Below are 26332 nucleotides of genomic sequence, written 5' to 3'. Positions count from 1 at the left end.
GCGCGGGAAGGGCGGCCTGTTATAGTCGGTTGTCAGCTTTATCGGACAATTTCGTTTTTCCGAACTAAAATCCGGTATATCGAAAAACTCTAAACGATGGGTCAGGAAATGGCAAGTTCGGGTACCCGCCGCGCCGCGGTCACTGCGGCGCCCCCCTCCGCTAACGCGGCATTACCGCCGAATGCGGCGATTGCGGCGCCGCCGCGCGTCGGCGAGCAGATTCAGCGGCTGCGCGCCGAGCGGCGCATGACGCTCGACGATCTGTCGCGCGCGGCCGGCGTGTCGAAATCGATGCTGTCGGAAATCGAGCGCGACAAGGCCAATCCGACGATCGCGGTTGCATGGCGGCTGACCAACGCGCTCGGCGTGAGCCTCGATTCGCTGTTTGCGCCGCCGAAGTCGCCCGAGGCGATCGCCGTTTCCGGACCGCACGATATTCCTACGCTAAGCGGTCATGAAGCGAAATACCAGTTGCGCGTGTGGGGACCGATCGAACTGGCCGGCAAGTTCGAGTGGTACGAATTGACGTTGCAGCCTGGCGGGGCGCTGGTGTCGAACGCGCACGAGCCTGGCACGCGCGAGCACCTGACCGTGCTGCATGGCTCAATCGAAATCGAGGCGGCTGGCGCATCGAAGCGCCTCAAGGTCGCGGACACCGCGCGCTACGTCGCGGATGAACCTCACGCGATCCGCAACGTCGGCAAGAGCGAGGCGAAAGCGCTGCTGGTGGTGATTCACGGCTAGGCCGTTCGGCCAGGTTGCGCCTGGTACTGTATGTTTGTACAGTATCAAGTGTCGTTTGGAGCCGAGAATGAACAACCTGAAAACCGACCCTACCGATCAAACCCTCGCCGCGCTGCGCTATCAGACCGCCGCGCGCGATCTCGAACATATCGTGCGCAGCATCGCCGCGCGCTACATCGTCAAGCAGGTGCCGCTTACGTGGCGTCTGCTCCATGCCATCGAAGCCGAGGCGCTGGCCGACCTCGGTTTTGCCAGCCGGCACGACGCGCTGATGCTCGGGCTGTTCCAGCGCCCGTCCGATCTGCCTTATCCCGAAACCGATGACGGCGTGGATTTCGGCACGTCCAATGCGTTGCCCGCCGCTTTTGCGTTTGCCGTCAATGCGTACGAGGAAGCCGCGCGCCGGGCAGCGCTGCCAAGGCCGGTCGATGCGCCTTTGAAGCGCGCCCGGGCGTGGGGCGGCTGATGGGGGGCGCCACGTGGGGATCGCCCGGATTTTCATCCGTTCGTCCAAGTCGGTCTTGCTCCGGTTAGCGCCTACAATAGCGGGGATCAAACGCTGCAACTAACGGAAGAAATGCTCATGTCGCCCCCTCATCTGTCCGACCCCGTTCCGCGCCCGGCACCCTCTACCGATCTGTTCGATCAGCAACGCGAAGACTGGCGTCGCGACCCGCAGGTCGCGTTCGATGCGTGGCTCGCGAGGCAGCAATTCCGCCGCTCTTCGGCGTTGGTCTATCAGGCGCAGTGGGGGCAGTTTCTCGATTGGCTCGGCGCGCGGCAACAAAGCCTCGCGACGGTCGACACGCCCGCAATCGCCGAATTCGTCGCCAGCCTCGAGATCCGCAGAACGCAACGGGTCCGCTATTTACGGCTTATCGAGCGCGTGCTCGATCACGTGCGCGAGATCGAATCGGCGTCGACCAACCCGGCTCGTTTCATTGCTCAGGACGGAGAAGCCGCGTGGCGCAATGCGCGCGACAATGAGCCGACCGGGTTTCTCACGCATGCGGAACGCACTGCGTTGATCGCGCGGCTGTTCGCGCCGTTGCCGGCATTGTCGACCGCGCAACGCTGGAGAGAGCGACGCGATCGCGCGCTGATCGCGGTGTTTCTTGGCGGAGGACTGAAGACAGGCGAAGCGGGAGCGCTTACGGTTAGTTGCGTGAGAGAGGGCTCGCCGTGGGTCACGATCGAATCGCCGAATCCGATGCTGACGCGGCGCACACGGCTCGCACCGTTCGCAACGGCGATTCTCGACGCCTGGCTCGCCGAGCGTCGGCTAACGGAGCTAGCGGGCAACCTCGTGTTTCCAGCGTCGCCTTCGGGCAGGCCGATGCACAAGGCGACGATGCTGCGCGCGGTGGATGCGCTCGTCGACGCAGCGGGAATTGCCGCCTCGCGCCAATCGCGCGCGAGTCCGCAGACCTTGCGCAACACGTTTGCGGCGGACCTTTTCGAAAGCGGGGTGGAGGCTGAACAGGTCGGTCAATGGCTCGGTTTCGTGCAGGCGGTGTCCGCGAACCGGCTGTATCGCGCGTGGCAAACGTGGATCGATCAGCAGGATCCGCGCGCGACGGAGGAGCCCGATCCGGCGGCGCCGCCGTTGGCCGAGCCCCGGCGTGACGGGCGTTTGACGAGGAAAACGGGCGCCGGCGAGCCCTGAAGAACCTCACCGTCACGCTCCCGAATTTCCTCACCTTTGAGGTTTTTTCCGTTCGATTGACGGCTACCGGTTAGCGCATCGTCTGCACGGAGCGGGACGACGGCGCGGTGGACCCATCGTTCGACAGAAACCGGTTCACCGCCGCGAGTCTCGATTCGCCGAGGCCGGAAGAGTGCTCGCATTCCGGGCACAGCAGTTCAAAGCGGTGATCGACCTGCGACAGCTCCGGCTCACCTTCCTCGCATTTCGGGCATCGCGCGGGCAGCGTCACGTGGCCGTCGGCAGCGGTGCCGATCATGCTCAGCTCTTTGCTCGTGAGCCGCCCCTCAGTGACCAGCGAGCACAGCAGCACCGCGATGGCCGGATCGATGCCCTGCTGGCCACGCAGGGCGGCGACTTCTTTAGTCAGCGCATCGACTTCGTCGGACTGCTCGCGCAGTTGCGCGTCGAGCCGGTCGCCGCGCGCCTTGGCGGCGGCAATCTGCTGGATGAATTCGAATTCCTTGCGGCTCGCGTCGCGCACGCCGGACTGGTACGTCGCGGCCATGCTGCGCAGCGAATCGAGTTCGACCAGCATCGGCTTGACGCGCCGCTCTGCTTCGGCCACCGCATCCTTGATCTGCTGCGCATAGTGCTCGGTGCTTTGCCGCAATTCGACGTGCAATGCGTCGATTCGGTCGCGCAATGCAGCATTGGTGGTCTGTTCGTTTTCGAGCCGTTGCCGCAGCGCCTCGTTTTCCTGGTCGAGTCGGCGCATGGTTGCCTGCATACCTTCGAGGTGAACGCTGCCGTGCGTAGTTGCGCTCGATAATTGAGCTTCAAGCGCGCGAACCCGCTCCCACGCGGCTTCGGCGCGCGCTTCGCTGCGCCTCATGGAGTCGTCGGCCGCATCCCGACGAATTTCAGCGTCGCGTACGCGAAGTTCGGCGGCGCTGATCTGCGCGCGGATTTCTTCACGTTCGGCATCGAGCGACGCTTTGGCTTGCACCACTGCTTCTTCGAACAGCGCGCCCAGCAGTTCGCCGGCGCGATCTTCGAGTGCCTTGGGTATCGCGCCTGCTCCGACCTTGACCCGCGAAACCTTGCGGATGCGCTCCCAGAAATGATCGATGTCTTTTGGGATATCGCTCGCGCTGCCGGTTTGCGTGAGATCTCGCACGGCCGCCATCGATGGCCGGATGCCGAGATCGAAAAAGAGCCGTTTGCATGCATGCAGTGACAGATCCTGGCGGCGCACGCCCTGCGCACGCATTGATTCAAGCTCATTGCGAATGGCTTGCCGCTCCTGATCCAGATTCATGTTTACCTCGATATGGCTCGAATTGGATGGATCATAACAATTTACGTATCGTTTGCTACCAATTTGTCAGTGGCGAGCGGATTGGCGTTTACAGACGGGCTTTTGTGGCCAAGTTGTGACCGTAAACACGTCCATGCGTTTTTTTTCGTGAAACAAAACGAAGAATAGCCAATAAGCCATTGTATTAGAAGCGCTTTATTTGATTTTCATACGATCGCGCACTGTTTCACGAGTGATGGCTCATGGCTGCGGGTTGTAGGACCCGTGTTTCACGGGACTCGCGGGGTGTGAGGCTTGAGAGTAATAAAAGTAAACACCTTTGAACCCTTGTTAAAAACGTTAACGACTCGGCAAACCCTTGTCTGGTGGGGCTTCCAGCTTGGCAAGGTGAAGTTTTACGGGAGACTTGGTGAGGATCTGCGGGGAACTCGAGTGATGAGGTTCGGGGAGCTCGGTGAGCGAGTCCGGGAAGGAACGTGAGCGGGTTCAGGAAACGACGTATACGTGGGGTCCGGGCAAAGGTGAGGTTTTGCGGGACCGAGTGGCGGCGGAGCGCCCGATAGTCCTCGAAAGTGCCCGTTCGGTTTGGGCTGCGCCAAGGTGAGGGTTTTCGGGAAGCTCGCGAGCGAGGTTTTTTGGGGGTTTTTTAGGGGGGTTAACCGCTTTGGTGAGCCGTGGCGGGAGAAAACGTGAAACGAAGGTGAGATTTTTCGGGGCACGGCGGCCGATTTGCCTTCTTTTTGAGCATCCACACCGCCGAGGTGAGGTTTTACGGGAGCGAAGATGGATTGCGACGCCTCGATCATCCGAAAGAATGCCCCGGCCTGAACCCCGGTGCTGGGAGAGGTGAGGGGATTCGGGGCGCCGGCTGGTGAGCCAGATCCGCGAGCTGGTTTGGCCGGCGATTCGGTCAAAGGTGAGGCTTTTCGGGACGCTCTGGCTAGGGTTCTGGGCGCAAAGGTGAGGAAATTCGGGACCGAAATGGAGGCTGCGGGCCGGAAATGCCCGGCTGATGGCGGTTGGCGGCGGTCCGTAAACCGACACTGAGATCGCAAAGGTGAGGCTTTTCGGGAGATCCGTGGCGACGCAATGAAAGTGCTGCGCTGCGAAAAAACAGGCTTAAGGTGAGATTTTACGGGGCTACCCGTGCTTCGACCGTTTCGTGGGATTGTCGCAAGTCTTTGAAATTATGGCGGTTTTGTTTTTCCAACAGCAAAGGTGAGGATTTTCAGGAGGTCTCTCGATGGGGGCGTTGGGGCTTCCAGAAACCGCAAAGGTGAGGCTTTTCAGGAGGTCACAGTGGGGAAATGCGGTAGTGGCGCGGCATGCGCGCGTGCCGTGTTGTCCCTTTCGGCGGTGCTATGGTGAGCGTTTTCGGGAGCATCGGAGTGGTGAGGATTTGCTTGGGGCTCGATCTCCCTTTTTACCGCAGTTCGGTCGAAGCTCGAAGTCGCAAGCGCTGGTTGACGGGCAGGTCCTCTGCGGCGAGGGTTGACTCGTCGGTAGAGGCACAACGCAGTCGAACGGCAGGCCCGCAATTGAAGCCTGATGGCCCGCTCCGCGCCGCGAGTCCAATACCGTGCGGGCGTTCCATCTACTGATCCGGACTTTGCGTCACCCGGCACCAAGCGACGATCGACGAAACCGTGAAGAGGCCGCGCGACGAAGTCATCCCCCCAGAAACCGTCCGTTTACACGACGTCCCGAAAAAATCCGCGAAAATTTTTGAGGTGAGAAGATTCGGGATCAAATGCTCCCCATTCCCGTACGCACCGAAACGGGCCGGATTCGCAAACGCCGCGACCGGCAAGGATAGCCCGATCCTGGTGACTGCAGCCGAGGTGAGGGTTTTCGGGACTTGCTCGAGGTGAGGTGCGCTTCGTAAACTCGCTTCACCGGCAATGGTGAGATGGGCGCTATAGACGCGTATCACCACAGCCGGTATGCTCTCGCGAAATCCCCTCCCTCACCCCGACGCATGGCCACGAAGCGCGCGAAAAAGACCGATGTTGTCAGCCCGAGCTCGGCTGAGCTGCGCAAAGCCGTCGAGGCAATCGCGATCCAGCCCAAGAGCGGCAAGATCACGTTGCTCACGCGTAAGCTCTTTAACGTGTTGCTCGCGGTGGCCCAGCAAGCGGATGAATCGGGCGACACCTATCGGGCGCTGCTGTCCGACATCGTCGCCAATTCCGCGTTCGATTCCAATGACACTGCGCTCGTCAAGGAGCACCTGCGCCGCATGGTGTCGGTGCAGGTCGAGTGGAGTACCGGCACCTCGAGTCAGAAGCCCGGCCGCAAATGGGGTATTTCGACGCTGATCGCGGACGCGGAAATTCTCGAAGATCCCACCACGCGTCGCGTCTGGGTCGAGTTTTCGTTTGCGCCGAAGATCAAGAAGAAGCTGCTCGATCCGGTTCAGTACGCGCGGCTGAGTCTGCAATTCCAGAGCCAGTTGCGCAGCAGCGCGGGCCTCGCGCTCTACGAAATTTGCGTGCGCTATCTGACCAACCCCAGCCATCTGACGATGCGCGAGACCTGGGAATGGTGGCGGCCGATTCTGTCGGGCACGCCGGATACCGAAGCCGGCGACGAGGCCAAGCGCGAGTACAAGTATTTCAAGCGCGATTACCTGCGCCCGGCCATCGCCGAGGTCAACGCGGTCACGAATATTTTTGTCGAGTTGATCGAGCACCGCGAGGGTCGGCGCGTCGCTGAAATCCAGTTCCGCGTGACCGAGCGCAAGCAGCCGATGCTCGCGCTCGACGAGCATCCGAACGTGTTCGACAGCACGCTGGTCGACCGGATGGTAAAGATCGGCATTCCGCTGAAGGAAGCGCAGACGCTCTACGCGGACAGCGAAGAGAATCGCATCCGCGCTGCGTTGCAGATGACCGAGCAACGGATGCGCAGCACGTCGCTGCCGCCGGTGCGCAGCGCGCCGGCGCTGTTCAAGGATGCGTTGAAGAAGGGCTATGCGCCGCCGGTCGAGGCGCTGCCCGCAGGTGGCGGCACCAGCAAGGCCGTGGTGTCACCGGCCGACGATCTGAAGGCGCGTCTGCTGGGTGAGTATTCGGCTTACCGTCGCAAGCAGGCCTACGAGTTGTACAACGAACAGGGCGAGTCGGAGCGTGATATCGCGCGGCAGTCGTTCGAGGAAGAAGAATTGCCGGGGCTCGGAACGCACATGCGCGACGACTGGCGGCGTCGCGGGCTCGATTCGAAGATCGTGGAAACGGCGTTCTTCGACTGGCTCGCGCGCAGGACTTGGGGCGAACCCACCGACGGCGATCTGCTCGCCTTCACGCTGAGCCAGTCGCGCGCGGCCTGATGGGTCGGTAACGGCCTTGGAAATCCAGGCGGCGGTGCACGCGCACCGCCCGTCACGTCTTACTTCAGCATCTTCTCAATCTGCCGCAGGATGTCGTCGCGCTTCTCTCGCGTGAGGCCTTTCAGACGCAACTCGAGTCGGTCGTCGCCATACGACTTCAGATCACCGACCGACACACCACCAAGCTTGATTTCCAGACGTTGCGCATAGCGCTGCCGGCCCGCCGGCTTGGCGCTTTCCTGCGCGGTCGCTCGACCTTTGACGATGTCGGCAACCTGGCGTGTGCTCAGATCGTCGGAAAGAATCCGGTTGATCAGTCGCAGCGTCGCGTCCGCACCGCGCGCCGTGTGATAGCGGCCCACCTGATACGCCATGTTCGAGCCGAAGCGGTCCGGGCGCGCGACCATCTCCTGCATCACGGTTTCCGGCAGCTTTGCGATGGACAGCGCGACTGCGACCGTCGATTCATCGAGCCCGAGATGTTCGGCCAGTTCCTTCTGGCTCTGGAAATGCCGCTCGTCGAGAAAGCGTCGCCACACGACCGCGTTGTCGAACACGGTCTGAGAATCGCGCTGCACGTTGAGGTCGTATCCGAGCTTGTAGCTCTGGATGCCGATCGGCAGATCGATGACGATCGCTTTCACCGACTCCTTGTTCGCTTCTTTCAGCGCGCGCACGCGCCGGCCGCCGTCACTGACGAAGTAGGTACCAGGGTTGTCGTAGTCGGGAATGACGTGAATCGCCTGCTGCTGCCCCTGCTTCGCCAGATTGACGGCGAGCTCCGCAATCGACGACTTCACATAGAAGTACCGTGGATTGAACGGGCTGGGCTTGATGGTCTTGAGCGCCAGTTCGATGACCTGGCCGGGACGATAGCCGTGCTCGAGCCGCCAAGCGCGGTAGGCCGCTGATTCGTTGTCCGGATCAGGAATCTCGGCGTCCTGCAGGCGCGATGGCACGACGCCCGGAATCGGACGCCCGGCGATCGCAGGAGTTTTCGACTCGTTTTTGACCAGGCCGTCGATCGCATTCAGACGGTCGAGTGCGGTGCGCTTTTCGCTGCTGGTCGTATCAGGACGTGCTTGAAAGCCTTTGGCGAATTGGGACGGTTTCATTCAGGGTCCTTTATGCGCATAAATTCACGGGAGCAAGGCGGCGATCTCGTTGGCGCACGCTCGTACTTCGAGCGCGGCGAGCTTCGCGCCGCGGTCGTTCATCTGAAGCACCGTTTGCCCCAACGCCATTGCCTGCTTGTAGGCTTCGCGCGTGGGGATCTGGGTTTTGAGGAGAGGGAAGCCGAGTTCTTCGAGCGCGCGCTTCAGCTCGCGCGTCAGCATCCGTTTCTCTTCCGTCTTGTTGAGCAGGAACACGGCGCGCAGGTCTTCGTTCATGACCTGCGCCTGCTGGACCAGTTTGACAAGGCCGATGCTCGACCAGTAATCGGCGGGGGACGACGAAGTTGGGATCACCGCGACGCTCGCTGCGAGCAGGACGACGCCGGAGACTTTTTCGGTGATGGAGGGCGGGCAGTCGACGACGATGATGTCATAGTCAGCCACGAACTTCTTGATCTCGCGATGGATCTGGCTACCTGCTTCGGACAGGTTGACGACGGCGAATGGAATACCGATGTCGCCGTCGGAGGCAGCGCTCGCCCAATGAATCAGGGTGTTTTGGCCATCGGCGTCGACGACGAGAACGCGTTTGCCTTTCTCGTGAAATGCAGCGCCGAGATGCATCGCGATGGTGCTCTTCCCGACCCCGCCTTTCTGCTGTGTTACCGCGATGATTTCTGCCGCCAAATTTCACCTCCTCTTTTTAGACGCAAATGGATTTTACCTGGTTGAATTGCTATTTCAAATGATTTGAGTAAGCGAAATTCGGGAATTGGCCATTCGGCAAAGGGTTTATGCGCATAAAGAGGCATCGGAGAGTTGCCTGGGGTCTTGCGGGATATCAGAGCAAGCTTGGATTGAGGCCTGAGCGTTGCTGATCGCTGTCTCCCGGAGGGGATCGGAGGAAAGAAACGTGAGCTCGCGTACTGCGTGCTCAGTCATCGCCGACTGTTCGCGGTTCTCGGGCAGATCGGGGGAGAGAAAAAGGAGAGCACGCATCTGGGCGGCCAAGGGGTGCGAGACTTTATGCGCATAAAGTTCGCGCGGTAATTGGCCTGATGGAGCATTCGCCATCGAGTCGTCCGGCGCTGCTCTTGCCCGAACTTGGCGACAAGCGGCCAACGTGCCGTCGGCGGTTCATCTGCGTGGGGGTCGAGATTGTCGTTTGTATTGAGCCCCGCGCGAGCGAATCGCAGACGCGACGAGAACTCACGCTTCCAGCATGAAACGATGCCGATTCATATCGGAAAGCAGCGTCGGTTTATGCGCATAAACCAACCGACCCCCACCGATGTTCAAACAACGCGCAGGTCGCGCACTCATCCTGCGCCACGCCATCAAGTCAACCGCTAAAATTCCCGAACCCTTCTAACCGTCACAGCAACCTTCGACGGCGCAAGCCCTGAACCCAGCCATGATCACCATCTACCACAACCCGCGCTGCTCCAAATCGCGCGCCACCTGCGAACTCGTCGCGAACATCTACAATCCCTCAAATGAAGCGACGGAAATCGTCGAATATCTGAAGAAGCCGTTGACCGTCGCAGAGCTCAAGAATCTCAATGCTCAACTTGGCTGTCCCGTCCGCGAGATGATTCGCGACACCGAGGCCGAATATAAAGATCTCAATCTTGCCGACCCGTCGCTGACGGATGCCCAGCTCTATGAAGCATTGGCAAAGCATCCGATTCTGTTGCAACGACCGATCGTCGTCAGAAACGGGCGTGCCGTCATCGGCCGCCCGCCGGAAAATGCCGCCGTGCTTTTCGGTTGATCGCGCGAGCGTCGAAGTCAACCGACGTGCGCAATGCGGACTCGAATTGCCGCGCTAGGCTTTGCCCGACAGCGCGGCTTCCTTGGTCACGATCTTCGTCGGGATCAGGTGCAGTTCGGTGAACGTGTCCGCGATGCGCTGTTGTTCCGCGAGCACGTTCGCGTCTACGGGCTTATAGATGTGTGCGTAATGGCGCAAGCCTGATTCGATCACGCTCGCGTCGAGCCCTTGAATCGGCGCGAGTTGTGCGGCGGCCTCGCTGTAATGACCGCGCACCCACTCCCCTTCCTTGCCGACTTCATCGATCACGATCGCAAGAACGTCGCCGTTCTTTTGTGCGAAGGGTCGCGCGCTCAGAAAGAACTGGTGGTGACTGACGATACCCTCGGCATCCGTAAGCAGCCGCGCGTTCGTCTGCCTTTTGGCGGCTTCGAGAAACGGGTCCCAGATAGCCCACGCATCGACCGCACCGCGCTCGAAGGCCGCGCGTGCATCGGCGGGCGGCAAATACACGGGTTGGATCTCGCTGAACTTCACGCCGTTCTTCTGCAACGCGGCGACGAGAAACCAGTGCACATCCGAGCCCTTGTTCAGGGCAATCTTCTTTCCCTTCAGATCGGCCAAGGTTTTCATTGGCGCGTCCGGATGCACGAGGATGCCTTCGGCGTGCGGCGTCGGAATTTCATATGCGGTATAGACGAAATTGGCGCGCGCGGCCTGCGCGAACACGGGCGGCGCTTCGCCCACGTAGCCGAAATCGATCGCGCCGACGTTCAGCCCTTCCAGCAATTGCGGCCCAGCCGGAAACTCGGTCCATTTGACCGTGATGCCGAGTGGCGCTAGCCGCTTTTCGAGCGTGCCGTGCGCCTTCAGCAATACCAGGGTGCTCGCGGCTTTCTGGTATCCGATACGAAGTTCTTTTGCATGTTCATCGGCACCAAATGCAGTGGGGGAAAAGACCGGCAACGCGGCGGCGGCGAGCGTTGCGCCTACGCCGGCGAGAAACGTACGGCGCGTCAGCAGCGGATCACGGGACATGAGAATACTCGTCGAAGGAGAATTTGACGGACACCAAAAGACGGTCCGATTGGCTCCGACGATAATTCGTCTGCCCGCTTGGACGAACCGATTAATTCGCATAAGCAAATCATGCGGCACTCGCGAAGCATTGCCGAACGCCGAACGCCGAACGCCCAGTCCATCCCTTCCCGCTACAATCGACCGGCACAGCAGCGCCGGCGGCCACCAGCTCGCCGCTGCATCGATCCTCTCGCAACCCTTGGCACGCAACCCGCACATCGCGTCGCCACTAACAGGAACCTCCGTCATGCTCGAATTGCGACCAACCTGCGAAGGCTGCGGCAAGTCACTTCCGCCGAACGCGGCCGACGCGATGATCTGCACCTACGAATGCACGTTCTGCGAGGTCTGCGCGCTGACCAAGCTGCGCAATGTGTGTCCGAATTGCGGCGGCAATTTCGCGCATCGGCCGATTCGCACGCGGGCGCAACTTGCCAAACATCCCGCGCGTGCCGATGCACATCCTGTCGGCATCGATGAAGCGTCGCATGCCCGCTTTTTCGAACGCTATCGCGACGTGCCGCCCGTTGAGCGCTGAACCTCGATGGGACAAAGCGGCAAATCACTCGTCGCCGCTCTCCGCTCCATCGGCGTTCGCGACTCCGCTCGCCACATGCGCGGCGACCCGCAGCAGGCGGATCTGTTTGCGATAGTTCCGGCACCCGCTGCAAGTCGGCAGATGCAGGCGGATCGCGAGCCATTCGCCAGTCGACAGCGAGCGGTCGAGCGCGTCGGATAGCAGCCGCGTGATGTCCTTACACTTCCCCATTCGCATCCTCGCTGGATAGGCCTTTTTCGCTCAGGCACGTGCGCAGCCGCAGCCGCGCCCGATAGATCAGCACGCTGCAATGATTCGCGTTGATCTGCAGTTCGGCACAGATCGCCGCAATGTCGAGGTCGAGAAACTCCCGCATCATGAACACGCGTCCGATGTGCTCGGGCAAATGCTCGAGGCACATTTCGAACAACGTCCAGAACTGCTGCTGGCGCAATGCGGTTTCGGGTGTCGGCCATGGACGCGGCTTGGTCTCGCGCGACCAGTGGCCGTTGTCCTTGAATAGCTCGCGATCGAGTAACGCCTCTCCGTCGAGTTCGGCTTCGAGCGCTGACAAATTGACCGTGCGCTGGCGCGCGCGCAGCGTGTCGACGAGCTTGTGGCGCAGGATGCCGAATACCCAGGTCTTGTGCTCCGACTGCGCGGCGAAACGCCCGGCCTGAGTCCACGCGGCGGTCAGCGCTTCCTGCACGGCGTCCTCGGCGGCCGCGGCATCGCGCAATTGCAGACGGGCGAAGCGCACGAGGTCGCGCCGCAATTGCGCTAGATAGATGGGATCGTCGAGCGACGGACCGCCTGGCTTCGTCACGGCGTGCTCCGTCGCGGCGCTGTCGGCTGCGCGTGTTGCCCTGAAACGTTGTGAGTCATGAGCGGAAGGTCGTCCTCGCACGATTTGCGGATGCGTGCGCCATTGTCCCTCACGTTCCTGCCCTAATGAATCGGTATTGAACATATACCCCTTGGCGATCGATGGCCCGAGGAGCTTGGTCGCGCGGCGCGGCGGCTTATGACATCGGAAATTGATTGTTGCAAGAAACGATATTTCGAGCCGGCCCGAGAGAAGGCTTTTGAATCGGCGCATCGGTCAATCAATGCCTCGCGATCGACCACCAATTCCGCGCCCTCAGATAACAACGATTATTTCAATTTATAAAAAAATGTCTTCTCATCTTCGCTGTTTGTGGACGCGGGCCCGCTCGCTATTCTTCACGCCATCGATCGCATCAGATCGCGCACCTATACGCAAACGAGGACCCGAACCATGAAACGCATTTTCTCCGCCCTGATCGCTTCGGTCGCACTGTTCGCAGCCGCTTCGGGCGTCGCTCACGCCGACGCTCCCGCTTCGACCTGCAACGGCCCGGCGTCGTACTGCAACGTATTTTTCGGCAACTGAGCGGCACGTCGAAATACGCAGCAAGCAAGCAAAAGAAAAGGGCGCCGGCAACGGCGCCCTTTTTGCATTCAGCGTTCGGCCCCTAGCGGCTCGGCGCCTTGCCTCCGCCATCGAGCCCGGCGCCCGTGCGCCATACCTGCTTGCCTTGCTCCGACAACTCGCCGCAACTATGCGTGGCATCGGCTTCGACGCCGTCGACGGCCATCTCGCCGCCCGCCGGTTCCTGCGCGCGCTGCCGCGCTTTCTTGCGCGCGGCGACCGCTTCGTCGTGAGATTTTCCTGCGTAGTCGAGACTCATGATCCGATCCTCCAGAAGGTCGATGGTGCCCATTTGCCTCAGATCGCCCTGGCCCGAAGGCATGCTTGATTGACAAGGCAAAAGTTCTACTTATCCACAAGGTTATTCAGCGATTCTGTGGATAACTTTTCGAGCTGCGAGGTTATCCACCGACAGGTGCCGCAAGAACCCTTCCCGATCCGCTATCGCCTCGCCAAATCCGCCAGTCGCCAGGCGTTTCACGCAGCTTTTGCCTATCATGAACAGTCCGACTCTCCGCGCGTCGAGCGCACTAACTGAGGAAGCGAACATGGCCTATCACATTGCAGTAGTCGTCGGCAGCCTGCGGCGGGATTCGTTCAATCGCCAGCTGGCTCAGGCGGTGATTTCCCTCGCTCCAGCCGATTTCACCTTCGAATACATCGATATCGGCTCTCTGCCGCTGTACTCACAGGACTACGACGCCGACTATCCGGAGGTCGGCAAGAAGCTCAAGGAGCGCGTGCAAGCCGCGGACGGTCTGCTGTTCGTGACGCCCGAATACAACCGCTCGATACCGGGCGTGCTGAAAAACGCGCTCGACTGGGGCTCGCGGCCGTGGGGCACGAACTCGTGGGGCAACAAGCCCGGCGCGGTGATCGGCACCTCGGTCGGCGCCACCGGTACGGCGCTCGCGCAACAGCATCTGCGCAACGTGCTCGCCTATCTCGACGTCGCGACGATGGGTCAGCCCGAGGTGTTCATCAAGCACGATCCGTCGGTGATCAACGAAAAAGGCGAGATCGTCAACGACGGCACGCGCAAGTTCCTGCAGTCGTTCATGGACCGCTACGTCACGTGGATCAAGCGGCATGGGGCGGTGGCGTAGCCGGGACTTAGCGGCGCCGACCGCGCCCTGACCATCCGCCGAAGCAACGAGAACACGGCGCGCGCCGCGTGAGGCGGCCGCGCCCGCTTCGCTTTCCGCATCACTTACACGTCGTGATGCCCGGTCACCCGCTCCCACCCATGACGCACCGCGAGCTTGAAGCGCTCCCACGTGCTCTCCGGCGACGTGGTTTCCCAATGGCGGCGCGCTTCGGGCTCGATTTCTTCCCACGGACGATCGCGGAAGCGCGCGTCGCGACCGATCTCCGCGCCGTAACGATAGGCGGGCACGTAGTCTTCGTAGCGCGCGTTCTCGGCTGCGTACTGATCGTCGTAGTGCGTGCGGAAGTCCTCTTCGTACTCCAGATATTCGTTCGGCATCTGGGCGCCGGGACCGGTGCCCGGCTGTCCGCCTTCGGGGACGATGTCGGGCGGCTGCGGCTGCATCACCGCGCCCGAACCCGGCACGGAGCCGGCGGCGATCGCGCTGCGCCCCGCATCGCCGGTGAGCGGATCGGCGATGGGTTCGTTGACCGAATCGCTCATCGGCCGTTCGCTGATCGGCGGCGGCGCGTACGGCTCGGCGGCGGCGCCGATGTCCGGCGGCGGCATGGCGGTCAGCGGATCGGGTCGCGGAGTGGCGGCAGCAGGCATGGTGCCGGGTGCGGTCGTACCGGTTGCCGAAGTGGCGCCCGTTGCGCCGGCGATTCCGGTCGATTCGTTCACGCCCGCCGCACCCGCCGCGCCGCTGCTCGAACTCACACCCGCACCCGGTGTTGCCGTGGTGTCCCGCGTGCCGCGCGTCGCGCCCGCCTCGGTCGTCACGCTCGACGTACGCGGCGTACCCGGCATCACCGCGCCGATGCCCAACTCATCGAGCACCGAGTGATCGCGGTTGGGGGCGACCGGGGTGTCCGTCTCGGGCAGGCGGTCGCCGATATCGGTCGCGCCGAGCCGCACGAGCGTGTTGCGCGCCAGTTCCGCATGCGACTGGCTCGCGGCATGAACACACACGAGCACCGCCCCACGCCGCATCGCCTCGGCATAACGGGCGGTGTCCGACGGACGCGGTCCGGTCGAGAAGAGGCTGGCGAGAAAGCGCTCGATATTCGCGAGCACGCCCGCATTGGCGACTTCGCTGGTGGCCGAGCCAACCGACGGTTCGGCGTTCGCCTGCAACTCGATCTTCTCGCGCGCGAAACCGGTTTGCACGAGCGTGTCGCGGGCGGTTTCAGCCTGCGTGTAAGTGTCGAATAAACCAATCACGAGATGTTGCATGGTTGTCTCCCGACATGTTCTGCTGGAACGGGCGGCGCCCGAGGCGTCGTCCCCTTGCCGTCTTTGGCCACGCAACGATCATGCCCCCGCACCGCCGCGCGGCGGCGCTGCGTCCCATGCCCGGCCGCGATGCGCGGCGCACCACGCATGACGCGGACTCGCGACGAAAAAAAGCGCAGCGTGCGAGCGCCGCGCTTTTTACAAGGGCAGGTAAATGCCGCAAGGACGACGCGGAGCTCAGGTATCGGCCGCATGCGTGGCGGTGTCGGCGCTCGTCGGCACGGCGTTGTGCTGGATCGTTTCGAGCAGCTGCTCCAGCAGTCCGATATCGAATGGTTTGGACAGCACGTGCACGTTCACCTGCTGCGCACGGTCGAGTTCTTCCGCGTAGCCGGTGACGAGAATGACCGGCAGCTGCGGATCGAATCCGAGCACCGCTTCGGCCAGATCGATGCCATTCATCTTGCCGGGCATATGAATGTCCGACAGCACCAGATCGAACGGCAGCGGCTCGCCGGTGTCCGCGCGCTTCGCGCGGGCGTCGTCGAGCACGCGCAGCGCCGTGTCGGCATTGAACACGCAGGTCACCTGGTGGCCCATCATCTGCAATAGCGCTTCGGTGCCGGCGGCGACTTCTTCGTTGTCCTCGACGAGCAGCACGCGCAGACCGTGCCGCGCGTCGCTTGCGGGCGCGAGCGCTTCGACGGGTCCGCCAGTGTGCGGTTCGGTCGACGCGCGCGGCAGATAGAGCCGCACCGAGGTGCCCGCGCCGATCGCGCTGTCGATCGCCGCGAGCCCGCCCGAGCCCTCGCAGAACGCAAACACCTGCGGCAATCCGAGCCCTGTGCCCATACCTTTGGACTTGGTCGTGAACAGCGGCTCGAACGCGTGCGCGAGCACGTCGGGCGCCATGCCGGCGCCGGTGTCCTCGAGTGACAGTTGCACGAACTCGCCGGTCAGCGGAAAGCCATCCTCGCGACGTAACACGACATTGCTCGCGCGTGCGGTGAAGCGCCCGCCGTTGGCCATCGCATCGCGCGCATTGACGGCGACGTTGATCAGCGCGAGCTCGAGCTCGGCGACATCCACACGCACCGGCCAGGTATCGACGCCGCTATCGATCACGAGCGACACCTTCGCGCCGAGCGACGCGCGCAGCAGCTCGCGGCACGATGGCAGCCAGCGTTCGAGCGACAGCGTCTCGGTGCGCAGCGGCTGCTTGCGGGCGACGCCGAGCAGTTGGCGAGTCAGCGACTGACCGCTCTTCAACGCGCGCTCCATCGCCGACAGTTCGCGCTCCAGTCCGCCGACGCCGCGGCGTCGCACGATCTGCACGTTGGCCGACAGGATCATCAGCAGGTTGTTGAAGTCGTGCGCGACGCTGCCGACCAGCGTGCCGAGCGCTTCCATCTTGCGCGACTGGCGGTACGCGGATTCGATCGAGCGGCGCATCGATGCCTCGGCCTGCCAGCGCTGCCACGCTTCCTCTTCGGCGCCGAGGCGGCGCAGCGACAGCCAGATCACGCACCACAGCGCGATCGACGGCGTGAACATCGACAGGATCAGCACGCTCAGGTGCTTGTACCAGGCGGCCCAGATCGCCGAGGTGCGATAGCCGCACAGCACGTAGACCGGGTACGAGCCGACGTGCCGGAATGCGACGATCAGGTTGCCGCCGGCGAAGCTCGAGTGCATCCGCACGACGCCGGAGCGCTGCCCGTGCGAGACCGCTTCGGCGAACGGCGAATCCGATGCGAGCGCGGTCGGCTCGCGCGGGCCGCGCGGGTAATGCGCGAGGACCGCGCCGTCGGTGCGCACGAGGCTCATGATGATCGGCGTGTCGTCGCTGTTGCCGAGCAGTTCGCGATAGAACGCGTCGAAATAGCTGGGGCGCAGCGCGATCGACACGATGCCCGCGAACGAACCGTTGAGTTGCTGGCGCTCGACGCCCATGTTGAACACCTGCTCGCCGCTGACGTGCCCCGTCATCACCTTCGACACGCGTTCGATCGCGTTGCCGCCGCGGATGCCGACGAAATCGTCGCGCTGGCCGATCGAAATTTCCGGCGCCGGATACAGCCGGCTGCTCGCCAGCAGCGCGCCCTGTTCGCCGTAGATCGACACCGAAGCCACCTGCGGATAGCCGCCGCCCATCGTGCGCAACTTGTCGTGAATCGTGTGTTCGCGTGCGCGAATGCCCTCGTCGTCGAGGCCCTCGGTCAGATCGACGATGCGCGAGTTCAGCGTCTCGTTCATGTCGAACACCTTCAACGCGTGTTCTTCGGCGACCCGCACGGTGCGCAGCGCCAGCTCGGTCGCGTCGGCCTCGCGCGAGCGCAGATCGGTGAATGCCATCGCCGCGACGTAGACGAACGGGAGCACGATCGCGGCGGTCAGCAGCGCGATCAGTGTGATGCGACGCACCTGGAAGTTCTGTTCCGGCACGGCGGGAAACGACGCGTCGTCCTGCTCGCGGGCAGGACGACCCGAAAGGCGGCCCGCTCGGGCGGACTCGACCTGGTCTGATGTCATTGTCGTTGACGCGAAAAGTCGTTCGAATGTGGCAGCCCCGTATCGGGCCATTGCCGGCACCATGCCGCCTTCAGAACAAGCATAGACGCAGCGCGGAAAAACTCGCCGCAAAGCGTGGGGAACGGGCGTCCACCGTGCCGGTCGTTCTTTAAAAGCGGCTTTAAAACAGCGACGAATCGGGAAGCGCAAACGTACACAAAAGTATAAAGATAAAAAAATGCCGGTCCTGACGATAAAACTATTTCTTAAATTCGCCTAGCATAGAAACAGATCGTTACCGTCGGCGATTCTGGCGAGTTGCTTTTGCGCGGCTTTGCTTCGACAATCCTCGCCACGATAAAAGGCCGTTGCCGCCTCTGTGCGCCGGATCGTCAAGGTCCGCCAAAACGCGTCCTGCTGCATTCGCACCCCTCTCGCCATAGGCATTTGCAATTCGACAGGCGCCACCGTACCTGGTCGCGCATCGGGCGGCATCACGCGAAGGCGTGCCGCCCTTCGCTGTCGGGACGTACGAAAATCGCAAACAACCGGGCGCGGAAAACGCGCAGACGAACGAGCCGATTCCTTTATCCGACCCGCCCAAAAAACCGCCCGACCCGCCGTTGCCATGCTGCCCATTGTGATCGCCGACGATTCGCTGCTCGCCCGCAAGTTGCTCACGAAGGCACTGCCGCCCGACTGGGCCGTCGACGTGTCCTATGCGACGAACGGGCGCGAGGCGCTCGCGCTGTATCGCGAGGGCAAGGCCTCGGTGATGTTCCTCGATCTGACGATGCCGGACATGACCGGCTACCAGGTCCTCGAAGCGTTGCAGCACGAGGACCTCAATACCTTCGTGATCGTCGTTTCCGCCGACGTGCAGCCGCTCGCCCAGGAGCGCGTGCGCGAACTCGGTGCGATCGCGTTCATCGCCAAGCCGGTGACGTCGGAGGCGGTCCTGCCCATCCTCAAGGAGTACGGCTTGTATGTCTGAGCCCGCGTTCACCGAAGACCAGCGCGACGCGCTTCAGGAAATCGCCAACCTTGCGATGGGCCGGGCCGCGACGCGGCTCGCGGGGCTGCTCGATTCGTTTATCGAGCTGTCGGTGCCGCGCGTGAAGATGGTCGCGGTGAGCGATGCGGCGCGCACGCTGCGCGAGATGACCCACATCGACGACACGGTCAGCGCGGTGCGTCAGGGCTTTCGCTCGGACATCAAGGGCGAGGTGCTGGTGATCTGTCGCAGCGACAGCATCGCGCAGCTGTGTTCGCTCGTCAGCGACCCGTACGCGCGCTCGAGCTACGAGGCGATCGGCGAGCGTGAACTGATGCTCGACGTTGCGAACCTGCTGTCGGGCGCTTGCGTGTCGTCGATACTCGACCAGCTCGGCCGCACACCGGTGTTTTCCGCGCCGGGCGTGCTCGGCGACACGCTGACGCTCGACGAAGTGTTCCAGCCAGGCGTGCTGCAATGGCAGGTCGCGCTGCTCGTCGAAGTGAACTTCGCGCTCGAACATCGGAGTTTTCGCGCGCATCTGGTGATGCTGATGGCCGAAGACTCAATCCGTCACATGAACGAAGCGCTCGATGCGCTGCTGTCCAGTATATGAATGTCCCAGTGGAATCGTTGAGCGACCTCGTGGTCGAGCGGGTCGGTTTTGGCATCTTCGTTCTCGATCGCGAACTGAACGTGCTGATGTGGAATCGCTTCATGCAGGACCATAGCGGCCTGTCGGCTGAGCAGGTGGTCGGCCGCTCGATCTACCAGAACTTTCCGGAGCTGCCGCGCGTGTGGCTGTCGCGCAAGATCGAGAGCGTGTTTCAGCTCGGCAGCTTTGCGTTCAGCTCGTGGGAGCAGCGCCCGTATCTGTTCAAGTTCGATCACGACCGGCCGATCACCGGCGGGGTCGACTTCATGCAGCAGGACTGCACGTTCATGCCGCTGATGCGCGGCCGCGAAGTGGTGGCGGTGTGCGTGACGATCTCCGACGTGACGCATGTGAGCATCGTGCAGCGCGAACGCGAGGAGGCGGTCGCGAAGCTGCAGGAGTACGCGAATCGCGACGGGCTGACCGGCATCGCGAACCGGCGCTTTTTCGAAGCGCGGCTGCGCGACGAGTTCACGCGCTGGCAGCGCTACGGCGGCGACATGTCGATGCTGCTGTTCGATCTCGATCACTTCAAGCAGATCAACGACCAGTTCGGTCACGGCGTCGGCGATACGGTGCTGCGCGTGATGGCGCAGCGTGTCGCCGGCGTGGTGCGCGCGCAGGACACGTTCGGGCGCTTCGGCGGCGAGGAGTTCGCGCTGCTGCTGCCGTGCACGCCGCTCGACGATGCGATGCTGGTGGCGGAGAAGATCCGTCGCGTGATCGAGGAAACGCCGGTCGAGCTGATCGGCACCAGCGTGCCGGTCACCGCGAGCCTCGGCGGCGCGTCGGCGCGCGAGGGGTTACCCGCGTACGACGTGCTGATCAACGAGGCCGACGCGGCGCTGTACAGAGCAAAGCGCCAGGGCCGCAACTGCGCGGTCGCGTTCCGGCTCGCCGGGGCCTGATTCGCTAGCGGGGCGGCGCGGTTCCAATCCACTGCGGTCCCCCGCCCCCAGCCGCCTTCCTTTCCGTCCCCATTGGCCGCCAAATCTGCGGTCACCGGCAAAGATTGCTATACTTTTCGCCGTTTCCGGCCGCCCAGCCGGATGTTTCGCGCGTGTCCGCGCGCGCGGGCACACTGCCCTGCGGGTCGGCATAAAAACCTCTTTGAACGCCTTTCAGCGGGCGCCTCCAGCGGAGATCGTCTTGGCTGTTTCCAATCTTGTCGTGGACGATACTGAAATCGACGCCGCTGCCGCCACGTCCGGCAGCTCGTTTTATCTCGCTATGCGCATCTTGCCGACGGCGCAGCGCGATGCGATGTATCAGGTCTACGCATTCTGCCGCGCCGTCGACGACATCGCCGACAGCGACCTGCCGCGCGCCGAGCGCGCGGCCGGGCTCGAGCAATGGCGCGCCGACATCGACGCGTGCTACGCCGGCCAGCCGCGCGCGTCGCTGCGCGCGTTGACGCGGCACATTCACACGTTTCATCTGCAACGCGAGGATTTTCACGCGATGATCGACGGCATGGCGATGGACGCCGCCGCCGACATCTGCGCGCCCGACGACGCCACGCTCGACCTGTATTGCGACCGAGTCGCGAGCGCGGCCGGCCGTCTATCGGTGAGGATATTCGGGATGCGTGAGGAGCCGGGCCGGCTGCTCGCGCACCATCTGGGCCGCGCGCTGCAGCTCACCAATATCCTGCGCGATATCGACGAAGACGCCGACATCAACCGCTGCTATCTGCCGCGCGAGCTGCTCGCGCGCGAAGGCATCGCGGCCACGGACCCGCGGCAGATCGCCGACGACCCGACGCTGCCGCGCGTTTGCGCGACGCTCGCCGAGCGCGCGAAGCAGCACTTCGCCGCGTCCGACGCGATCATGGATCGCGAGCCGCGCGCTCAAGTGCGTGCGCCGCGCATCATGTCGGGCGTCTATCGCGTGCTGCTCGAGCGTACGCTGGAGCGCGGCTTCGACCTTCCGCGCACGAAGGTCAGCAAGCCGAAGCTGCGCCTGCTGTGGATCGTCGCGCGTTACGCGCTTTTCTGAGCTGATGCCGAAGCTCGTCCACGTGGTCGGCGCGGGCGTGGCCGGGCTCGCCGCCGCTGTGCAGTTGCAGCGGCGCGGCGCGCGGGTCGTGCTGCACGAAGCGCAGGATTTCGCGGGCGGCCGCTGCCGTTCGTACTACGACGCGCAACTCGGCGCGACGCTCGACAGCGGCAATCACATCGTGCCGTCGGCCAATGCCGCGACGCTGAACTACGTGCGCGCGATCGGCGCCGCCGACGAACTGGTCGGCCCCGCGCAGCCCGAGTATCCGTTCGTCGATCTGGCCACGCGTTCGCGCTGGAGCGTGCGCCTGTCGCCGGGGCGTTTGCCGTGGTGGATTTTCGATGCGCATGCGCGCGTGCCGAACACGGTACCGACCGATTACCTGTCGCTCGTGCCGCTGCTGTTCGCGAAGCCGGGCCGCAGCGTCGCGCAGACGATGCGCTGTGACGGTCCGCTGTGGGACCGGCTGCTGCGGCCGCTGCTGCATGTGCTGCTGAATCTGGAGCCGCGCGACGCGTCGGCCGAGCTGACCGGCGCGCTCGTGCGCGAAACGCTGCTCGCGGGCGGGCTCGCATGCAGGCCGCTCGTCGCGCGCAATGGTCTTGGCAGTGCGTTCGTCGAACCGGCGCTACGGCTCCTGCAGCATGGCGGCGCGACGATCCGGCTCGGTTCGCGTTTGCGCGACATCACGTTCGCGGCCGACCCGGCGCGCGTGCAGGCGCTGCATTTCTCTGACGAGAGCCTCACGCTCGGCGCGAACGAGGCGGTGATTCTGGCGCTGCCGCCCGACGCCGCGGCGGCGCTGGTGCCGGGGCTACGTGCGCCGACGCGTTTCGGAGCCGCGCTGAACGTGCATTTTGCGGTCGAGCCGCCGTTCGGCCTGCCGCAGATCAGCGCGCTGCTGAACGGAACGGCCGAATGGCTGTTTGCGTTCGACGACCGCCTGTCGGTGACGCTCAATGGCGAGGAGCGGCTCTTGGACATGCCGCCCGAGGCACTCGCGGAGACCGTCTGGGCCGAGGTCGCACAGGCGGCGAACCTGCCGCTCGCGCCGCTACCGCGCTGGCAGGTGGTGATGGAACCGCGCGCGATGTTTGCCGCGCTGCCCGACCAGGAGACGCTGCGCCCGGGCACGCGCACTCGCTGGAACAATTTGCTGCTCGCGGGCGACTGGACGTCCACCGGCCTGCCCGCGATGCTCGAAGGTGCCATCCGCTCCGGCCGGAAGGCCGCGGATACGCTGCTGAATCAACCGATGGAACGCAGATGAACGACTTATCTCAAACCCAACCGCTCGACGCGGTGCTGCCCGAAGCCGCCGATGCGGCGTCGAACCTGGCCGAAGCTGCCGTGGTTGCCAACGCGCCCGCCGTGGCGGACGCATTGGCAACCGCAACGCCGTCGCCCATGCAAACTGCCGGCGCGAGCCCGCTCGACGTGTCGATCACGCGCGCGACCGATGCGATCCTCGCCGCGCAGCAGCCCGACGGCCATTGGATCTACGAACTCGAAGCCGATGCGACGATTCCGGCGGAATACGTGCTGCTGGTTCACTATCTCGGTGAGACGCCGAACCTCGAACTCGAACAGAAGATCGCGCGCTATCTGCGCCGCATCCAGTTGCCGAACGGCGGCTGGCCGCTCTTCACCGATGGTGCGCTCGACATCAGCGCGAGCGTGAAGGCGTACTTCGCGCTGAAGATGATCGGCGACCCGGTCGACGCCGAGCACATGGTGCGCGCGCGCGATGCGATCCTCGCGCACGGCGGCGCGGAACACGCGAACGTGTTCACGCGAATCCTGCTCGCGCTGTTCGGCGTGGTGTCGTGGCGCGCGGTGCCGATGATGCCGGTCGAGATCATGCTGCTGCCGATGTGGTTCCCGTTCCATCTGTCGAAGGTGTCGTACTGGGCGCGCACGGTGATCGTGCCGCTGCTCGTGCTCAACGCGAAGCGGCCGCTCGCGCGCAACCCGCGCAAGGTGCGTATCGACGAACTATTCCGCGGCGCGCCGGTGAACACCGGCATGAACGAGCGTGCACCGCATCAGCATGCGGGGTGGTTCGGCTTTTTCCGCTGTGTCGATACGGTGCTGCGCGCGGTCGATGGCCTGTTGCCGAAGGCGAGCCGCGAACGCGCGATCCGCGCGGCGGTCGCGTTCGTCGACGAACGGCTGAACGGCGAGGACGGCCTCGGCGCGATTTTCCCGGCGATGGCCAACTCGGTGATGATGTACGACGTGCTCGGCTATCCGGCCGATCATCCGAACCGCGCGATCGCTCGCAAGTCGCTCGACAAGCTGCTCGTGATCAAGGAAGACGAAGCGTACTGCCAGCCGTGTCTGTCGCCGGTGTGGGATACATCGCTCGTCGCGCACGCTTTGCTCGAAACCCGTGAAGCGCGCGCCGAACAGGCGGCCGAACGCGGGCTCGCGTGGCTGCGTCCTCTGCAGATTCTCGACGTGCGCGGCGACTGGATTTCGCGCCGCCCGAACGTGCGGCCGGGCGGCTGGGCGTTCCAATACAACAACGCGCATTACCCGGACGTCGACGATACCGCGGTGGTCGCGATGGCGATGCATCGTTCGGCGGCGCTCACGAAGTCCGATGTCGATCGCGAAGCGATTGCGCGCGCGCGCGAATGGGTAGTCGGCATGCAAAGCAGCGAAGGCGGTTGGGGCGCGTTCGAGCCGGAAAACACACAGTACTACCTGAACAACATCCCGTTCTCGGATCACGCCGCGCTGCTCGATCCGCCGACCGCGGACGTGTCGGGCCGCTGTCTGTCGATGTTCGCGCAGATCGGCGAGTTGCCGCAAAACAGCGAGCCGGCGCAGCGCGCGTTCGACTACATGCTGCAGGAGCAGGAGTCGGACGGCAGCTGGTATGGCCGCTGGGGTCTGAACTACATCTACGGCACATGGACCGCGCTGTGCTCGCTGAACGCGGCGGGCATGTCGCACGACGACCCGCGCATGCGGCGCGCGGTGCAATGGCTCGTGTCGATCCAGAACGAGGACGGCGGTTGGGGCGAGGGCGGCGAGAGCTACAAGCTCGATTACCGCGGCTACGAGCGCGCGCCGAGCACCGCGTCGCAGACCGCCTGGGCGCTGCTCGGGCTGATGGCGGCGGGCGAGGTCGATCACGACGCGGTGGCGCGCGGGATCGACTATCTGCAGCGTGAGCAGCGCGAGCACGGGCTGTGGGACGAAACGCGCTTTACCGCGACGGGCTTTCCGCGCGTGTTCTATCTGCGCTACCACGGCTATCGCAAGTTCTTCCCGCTGTGGGCGCTCGCGCGCTTCCGTCATCTGAAGCGCAATGGGCTCACGCGCGTCACGGTCGGGATGTGACGGATGTCCGTGTCGATGACGCCGTCCGTCGGGACGGCCGATAGCAGTTTGCCGGTGATCGTCGTGACGGGCATGGCGTTCGAGGCGCGCATCGCGCGTGGCGACGGCAGCGAGCGCGTCGAGGTCGTGTACGCGGCGCGCGCCGATCTGCTCGAGCGCGCGCTCAGCGCGGCGATCGCTCGCGGCGCCGCGGGGATCGTCAGTTTCGGCACGGCGGGTGGGCTCGCGCCGGATCTGGAGCCGGGGGCGCTGATTATCGCGGATGCGGTGCATGGACCATCTGGACGCATCGACACGAATCGGCAGTGGTCGGAGCGGATTGCCGCCGCGGTAACTGACGTCAGGACGCCAGAAGGGTTCGCGGGACGTGTGCGCCGTGGCGCAACGGCGGCGGTCACCGCGCCGCTGATCACCGCCGAAGACAAACGCGCGCTGCACGAATCGACCGGCGCGCTAGCGGCGGACATGGAATCGCACATCGCCGGGGCGACCGCTGCCGCGCACGGTCTGCCGTTCGCCGTGTGTCGAGCGGTGGTCGATCCGGCCTGGCGCACGCTGCCGCCGGCCGCGACAGCGGGTTTGCGCGACGACGGCACCACCGCGCTCGGGCCGATTCTGCGCGAATTGCTGCGGCAGCCATCGCAACTCGGTGCGCTGCTGCGACTCGCCGGCGATGCGCGCGCCGCGCGGACTACGCTGGTCCAGACGCGGGAGGCGTTGGGGAAGGGCGGCGTGCTGCGGATCACGGGTGTCGCCGATTGAGCGACGGGGGAGGGTGGTTCCATCCCGATCGCGTCCGGGCAGGCAGCAAGTCGCTAGCGTGTGCGTGAGCCGCCCCGGTTGCGCAGCCGCTGGTTGTCCGCGAGAAGCCCCGCAATTGCCAGTATGAACAGCAGCACCGCAAACCACTGGCGGCTGTAGTGAATCAGCGCCCATGCGAGGGCCGCACAGGCGATAGCGGCGAGCAGAAGCGCTGCTTTGTCGACGATCCAATTCATAACAGTTCAGTTCGGTGGAGCGCCAGGGCGGCGTACTCCCGTTAAAAAAGCGAGAAGATTCTAGCCGATGAATGCACACTTTTTATTTTAAAATTGCATCCTCAGCAATAAAAGCGGCGAATCTAATTGTAAATTCTGGTCAAATTCTATATTAATAATCGACTTGCCTATCGATTGACGGTAAATATCAGGCTCACCCATATTTAGGAGTCTGATTAAAATGCCATGGAGCAAAGCCGACGCCGTACGATACCTGCAAGATAGCGCCAGGCCATCGAGCCAGAGCCGATGTGCGGAGTACACGAGGCGCGCGATTGAAGCGGGAGGATTGCGGATTGCGCACACGGCGCACGCGAAAGATTACGGCTCGTCGCTCATCAGAGCGGGGTTTCGCGAGGTACACGGTACTCCGCAGCGCGGACGTGGTAGTTATACAGGCCA

General features: G+C 63.6%; 25 protein-coding genes. 15 read left to right on the top strand and 10 right to left on the bottom strand.

Features of this window, described 5'->3' with window-relative positions; genetic code table 11:
- Nucleotides 1-96: 96 nt before the first annotated feature.
- From BC1002_RS25310 to BC1002_RS25300, 3 genes are all read left to right on the top strand, one after another.
- Nucleotides 97-744, top strand: a complete 648-nt coding sequence (locus tag BC1002_RS25310) for a helix-turn-helix domain-containing protein (protein ID WP_013092846.1) — start codon at nucleotides 97-99, stop codon at nucleotides 742-744.
- Between the two features lie 67 nt (nucleotides 745-811).
- Nucleotides 812-1210 (top strand): DUF2471 family protein, encoded by a 399-nt coding sequence (locus tag BC1002_RS25305; protein ID WP_013092845.1) that lies wholly within the window; start codon nucleotides 812-814, stop codon nucleotides 1208-1210.
- Between the two features lie 117 nt (nucleotides 1211-1327).
- Nucleotides 1328-2410: a tyrosine-type recombinase/integrase gene (locus tag BC1002_RS25300; RefSeq protein WP_013092844.1), complete on the top strand. Its 1083-nt coding sequence runs from the start codon at nucleotides 1328-1330 to the stop codon at nucleotides 2408-2410.
- Nucleotides 2411-2480: 70 nt separating this feature from the next.
- Here BC1002_RS25300 and BC1002_RS25295 read toward each other — a convergent pair whose 3' ends face one another.
- Nucleotides 2481-3710, bottom strand: coding sequence for a DNA-binding protein (locus tag BC1002_RS25295; RefSeq protein ID WP_013092843.1), 1230 nt, complete (start codon nucleotides 3708-3710; stop codon nucleotides 2481-2483).
- A gap of 1978 nt (nucleotides 3711-5688) precedes the next feature.
- On the opposite strand from BC1002_RS25295, the gene BC1002_RS25290 reads away from it, so the two are divergent.
- Nucleotides 5689-7038: a replication initiation protein gene (locus tag BC1002_RS25290; protein WP_013092842.1), complete on the top strand. Its 1350-nt coding sequence runs from the start codon at nucleotides 5689-5691 to the stop codon at nucleotides 7036-7038.
- A 59-nt stretch (nucleotides 7039-7097) separates the two neighbouring features.
- Here the strand turns inward: BC1002_RS25290 and BC1002_RS25285 are convergent, their stop codons facing one another.
- Nucleotides 7098-8153 carry a ParB/RepB/Spo0J family partition protein gene (locus tag BC1002_RS25285; protein ID WP_013092841.1) on the bottom strand — a complete coding sequence of 352 codons (1056 nt, stop codon included), beginning with the start codon at nucleotides 8151-8153 and terminating at the stop codon, nucleotides 7098-7100.
- 24 nt (nucleotides 8154-8177) lie between these two features.
- Nucleotides 8178-8840, bottom strand: a complete 663-nt coding sequence (gene parA, locus BC1002_RS25280; RefSeq protein ID WP_013092840.1) for a ParA family partition ATPase — start codon at nucleotides 8838-8840, stop codon at nucleotides 8178-8180.
- A gap of 727 nt (nucleotides 8841-9567) precedes the next feature.
- On the opposite strand from parA, the gene arsC reads away from it, so the two are divergent.
- Entirely contained in the window at nucleotides 9568-9927 is a 360-nt protein-coding gene (arsC, locus tag BC1002_RS25270; protein ID WP_013092839.1) for an arsenate reductase (glutaredoxin), read from the top strand.
- A 54-nt stretch (nucleotides 9928-9981) separates the two neighbouring features.
- Here arsC and BC1002_RS25265 read toward each other — a convergent pair whose 3' ends face one another.
- A complete protein-coding gene (locus BC1002_RS25265; protein WP_013092838.1) occupies nucleotides 9982-10965 on the bottom strand; it encodes a sulfonate ABC transporter substrate-binding protein in 984 nt (327 codons plus the stop codon).
- Between the two features lie 289 nt (nucleotides 10966-11254).
- Here BC1002_RS25265 and BC1002_RS25260 point away from each other — a divergent pair, with 289 nt between their 5' ends.
- Complete coding sequence (locus tag BC1002_RS25260; protein ID WP_013092837.1) at nucleotides 11255-11545, top strand: DUF1272 domain-containing protein; 291 nt, start codon at nucleotides 11255-11257, stop codon at nucleotides 11543-11545.
- Nucleotides 11546-11569: 24 nt separating this feature from the next.
- On the opposite strand, the gene BC1002_RS25255 is transcribed toward BC1002_RS25260, so the two are convergent.
- Together BC1002_RS25255 and BC1002_RS25250 are read right to left on the bottom strand one after the other, a co-directional pair.
- A complete protein-coding gene (locus BC1002_RS25255) occupies nucleotides 11570-11782 on the bottom strand; it encodes a zf-HC2 domain-containing protein (RefSeq protein WP_193373048.1) in 213 nt (70 codons plus the stop codon).
- Nucleotides 11763-12371 carry an RNA polymerase factor sigma-70 gene (locus tag BC1002_RS25250; protein WP_013092835.1) on the bottom strand — a complete coding sequence of 203 codons (609 nt, stop codon included), beginning with the start codon at nucleotides 12369-12371 and terminating at the stop codon, nucleotides 11763-11765. The genes BC1002_RS25255 and BC1002_RS25250 overlap by 20 nt, the downstream gene beginning before the upstream one ends.
- Before the next feature lie 453 nt (nucleotides 12372-12824).
- Here BC1002_RS25250 and BC1002_RS39420 point away from each other — a divergent pair, with 453 nt between their 5' ends.
- Complete coding sequence (locus BC1002_RS39420; RefSeq protein WP_013092834.1) at nucleotides 12825-12959, top strand: hypothetical protein; 135 nt, start codon at nucleotides 12825-12827, stop codon at nucleotides 12957-12959.
- A gap of 82 nt (nucleotides 12960-13041) precedes the next feature.
- Here the strand turns inward: BC1002_RS39420 and BC1002_RS25245 are convergent, their stop codons facing one another.
- Complete coding sequence (locus BC1002_RS25245; RefSeq protein ID WP_013092833.1) at nucleotides 13042-13257, bottom strand: hypothetical protein; 216 nt, start codon at nucleotides 13255-13257, stop codon at nucleotides 13042-13044.
- 289 nt (nucleotides 13258-13546) lie between these two features.
- Between BC1002_RS25245 and BC1002_RS25240 the strand changes: the two genes are divergently transcribed.
- Complete coding sequence (locus tag BC1002_RS25240) at nucleotides 13547-14104, top strand: NADPH-dependent FMN reductase (RefSeq protein WP_013092832.1); 558 nt, start codon at nucleotides 13547-13549, stop codon at nucleotides 14102-14104.
- Nucleotides 14105-14208: 104 nt separating this feature from the next.
- Here BC1002_RS25240 and BC1002_RS25235 read toward each other — a convergent pair whose 3' ends face one another.
- Entirely contained in the window at nucleotides 14209-15381 is a 1173-nt protein-coding gene (locus BC1002_RS25235; protein ID WP_013092831.1) for a hypothetical protein, read from the bottom strand.
- A 237-nt stretch (nucleotides 15382-15618) separates the two neighbouring features.
- Nucleotides 15619-17913: a hybrid sensor histidine kinase/response regulator gene (locus BC1002_RS25230; protein ID WP_013092830.1), complete on the bottom strand. Its 2295-nt coding sequence runs from the start codon at nucleotides 17911-17913 to the stop codon at nucleotides 15619-15621.
- Nucleotides 17914-18520: 607 nt separating this feature from the next.
- On the opposite strand from BC1002_RS25230, the gene BC1002_RS25225 reads away from it, so the two are divergent.
- The 7 genes from BC1002_RS25225 to BC1002_RS25195 all read left to right on the top strand — a co-directional run bounded on the left by BC1002_RS25225 (nucleotide 18521) and on the right by BC1002_RS25195 (nucleotide 25655).
- Nucleotides 18521-18886 carry a response regulator gene (locus tag BC1002_RS25225; protein ID WP_013092828.1) on the top strand — a complete coding sequence of 122 codons (366 nt, stop codon included), beginning with the start codon at nucleotides 18521-18523 and terminating at the stop codon, nucleotides 18884-18886.
- Nucleotides 18879-19502 carry a chemotaxis protein CheC gene (locus tag BC1002_RS25220; RefSeq protein ID WP_013092827.1) on the top strand — a complete coding sequence of 208 codons (624 nt, stop codon included), beginning with the start codon at nucleotides 18879-18881 and terminating at the stop codon, nucleotides 19500-19502. The genes BC1002_RS25225 and BC1002_RS25220 overlap by 8 nt, the downstream gene beginning before the upstream one ends.
- Entirely contained in the window at nucleotides 19499-20449 is a 951-nt protein-coding gene (locus BC1002_RS25215; protein ID WP_013092826.1) for a sensor domain-containing diguanylate cyclase, read from the top strand. Before BC1002_RS25220 ends, BC1002_RS25215 begins: the two co-directional genes overlap by 4 nt.
- Nucleotides 20450-20690: 241 nt before the next feature.
- Nucleotides 20691-21539 carry a presqualene diphosphate synthase HpnD gene (gene hpnD, locus BC1002_RS25210; RefSeq protein ID WP_013092825.1) on the top strand — a complete coding sequence of 283 codons (849 nt, stop codon included), beginning with the start codon at nucleotides 20691-20693 and terminating at the stop codon, nucleotides 21537-21539.
- Between the two features lie 4 nt (nucleotides 21540-21543).
- Nucleotides 21544-22812: a hydroxysqualene dehydroxylase HpnE gene (gene hpnE / locus BC1002_RS25205; protein WP_013092824.1), complete on the top strand. Its 1269-nt coding sequence runs from the start codon at nucleotides 21544-21546 to the stop codon at nucleotides 22810-22812.
- Nucleotides 22809-24893: a squalene--hopene cyclase gene (gene shc, locus BC1002_RS25200; protein WP_013092823.1), complete on the top strand. Its 2085-nt coding sequence runs from the start codon at nucleotides 22809-22811 to the stop codon at nucleotides 24891-24893. Before hpnE ends, shc begins: the two co-directional genes overlap by 4 nt.
- 3 nt (nucleotides 24894-24896) lie before the next feature.
- Nucleotides 24897-25655 carry a phosphorylase gene (locus tag BC1002_RS25195; protein ID WP_013092822.1) on the top strand — a complete coding sequence of 253 codons (759 nt, stop codon included), beginning with the start codon at nucleotides 24897-24899 and terminating at the stop codon, nucleotides 25653-25655.
- A 53-nt stretch (nucleotides 25656-25708) separates the two neighbouring features.
- Here the strand turns inward: BC1002_RS25195 and BC1002_RS25190 are convergent, their stop codons facing one another.
- Nucleotides 25709-25891: a hypothetical protein gene (locus tag BC1002_RS25190; RefSeq protein WP_013092821.1), complete on the bottom strand. Its 183-nt coding sequence runs from the start codon at nucleotides 25889-25891 to the stop codon at nucleotides 25709-25711.
- Nucleotides 25892-26332: the final 441 nt, after the last annotated feature.

This window comes from Paraburkholderia atlantica, assembly GCF_000092885.1.
GTDB lineage: Bacteria > Pseudomonadota > Gammaproteobacteria > Burkholderiales > Burkholderiaceae > Paraburkholderia > Paraburkholderia atlantica.
Note: the sequence above shows the minus strand (reverse complement) of the source record. Positions and strands in the feature narration are given on the sequence as shown.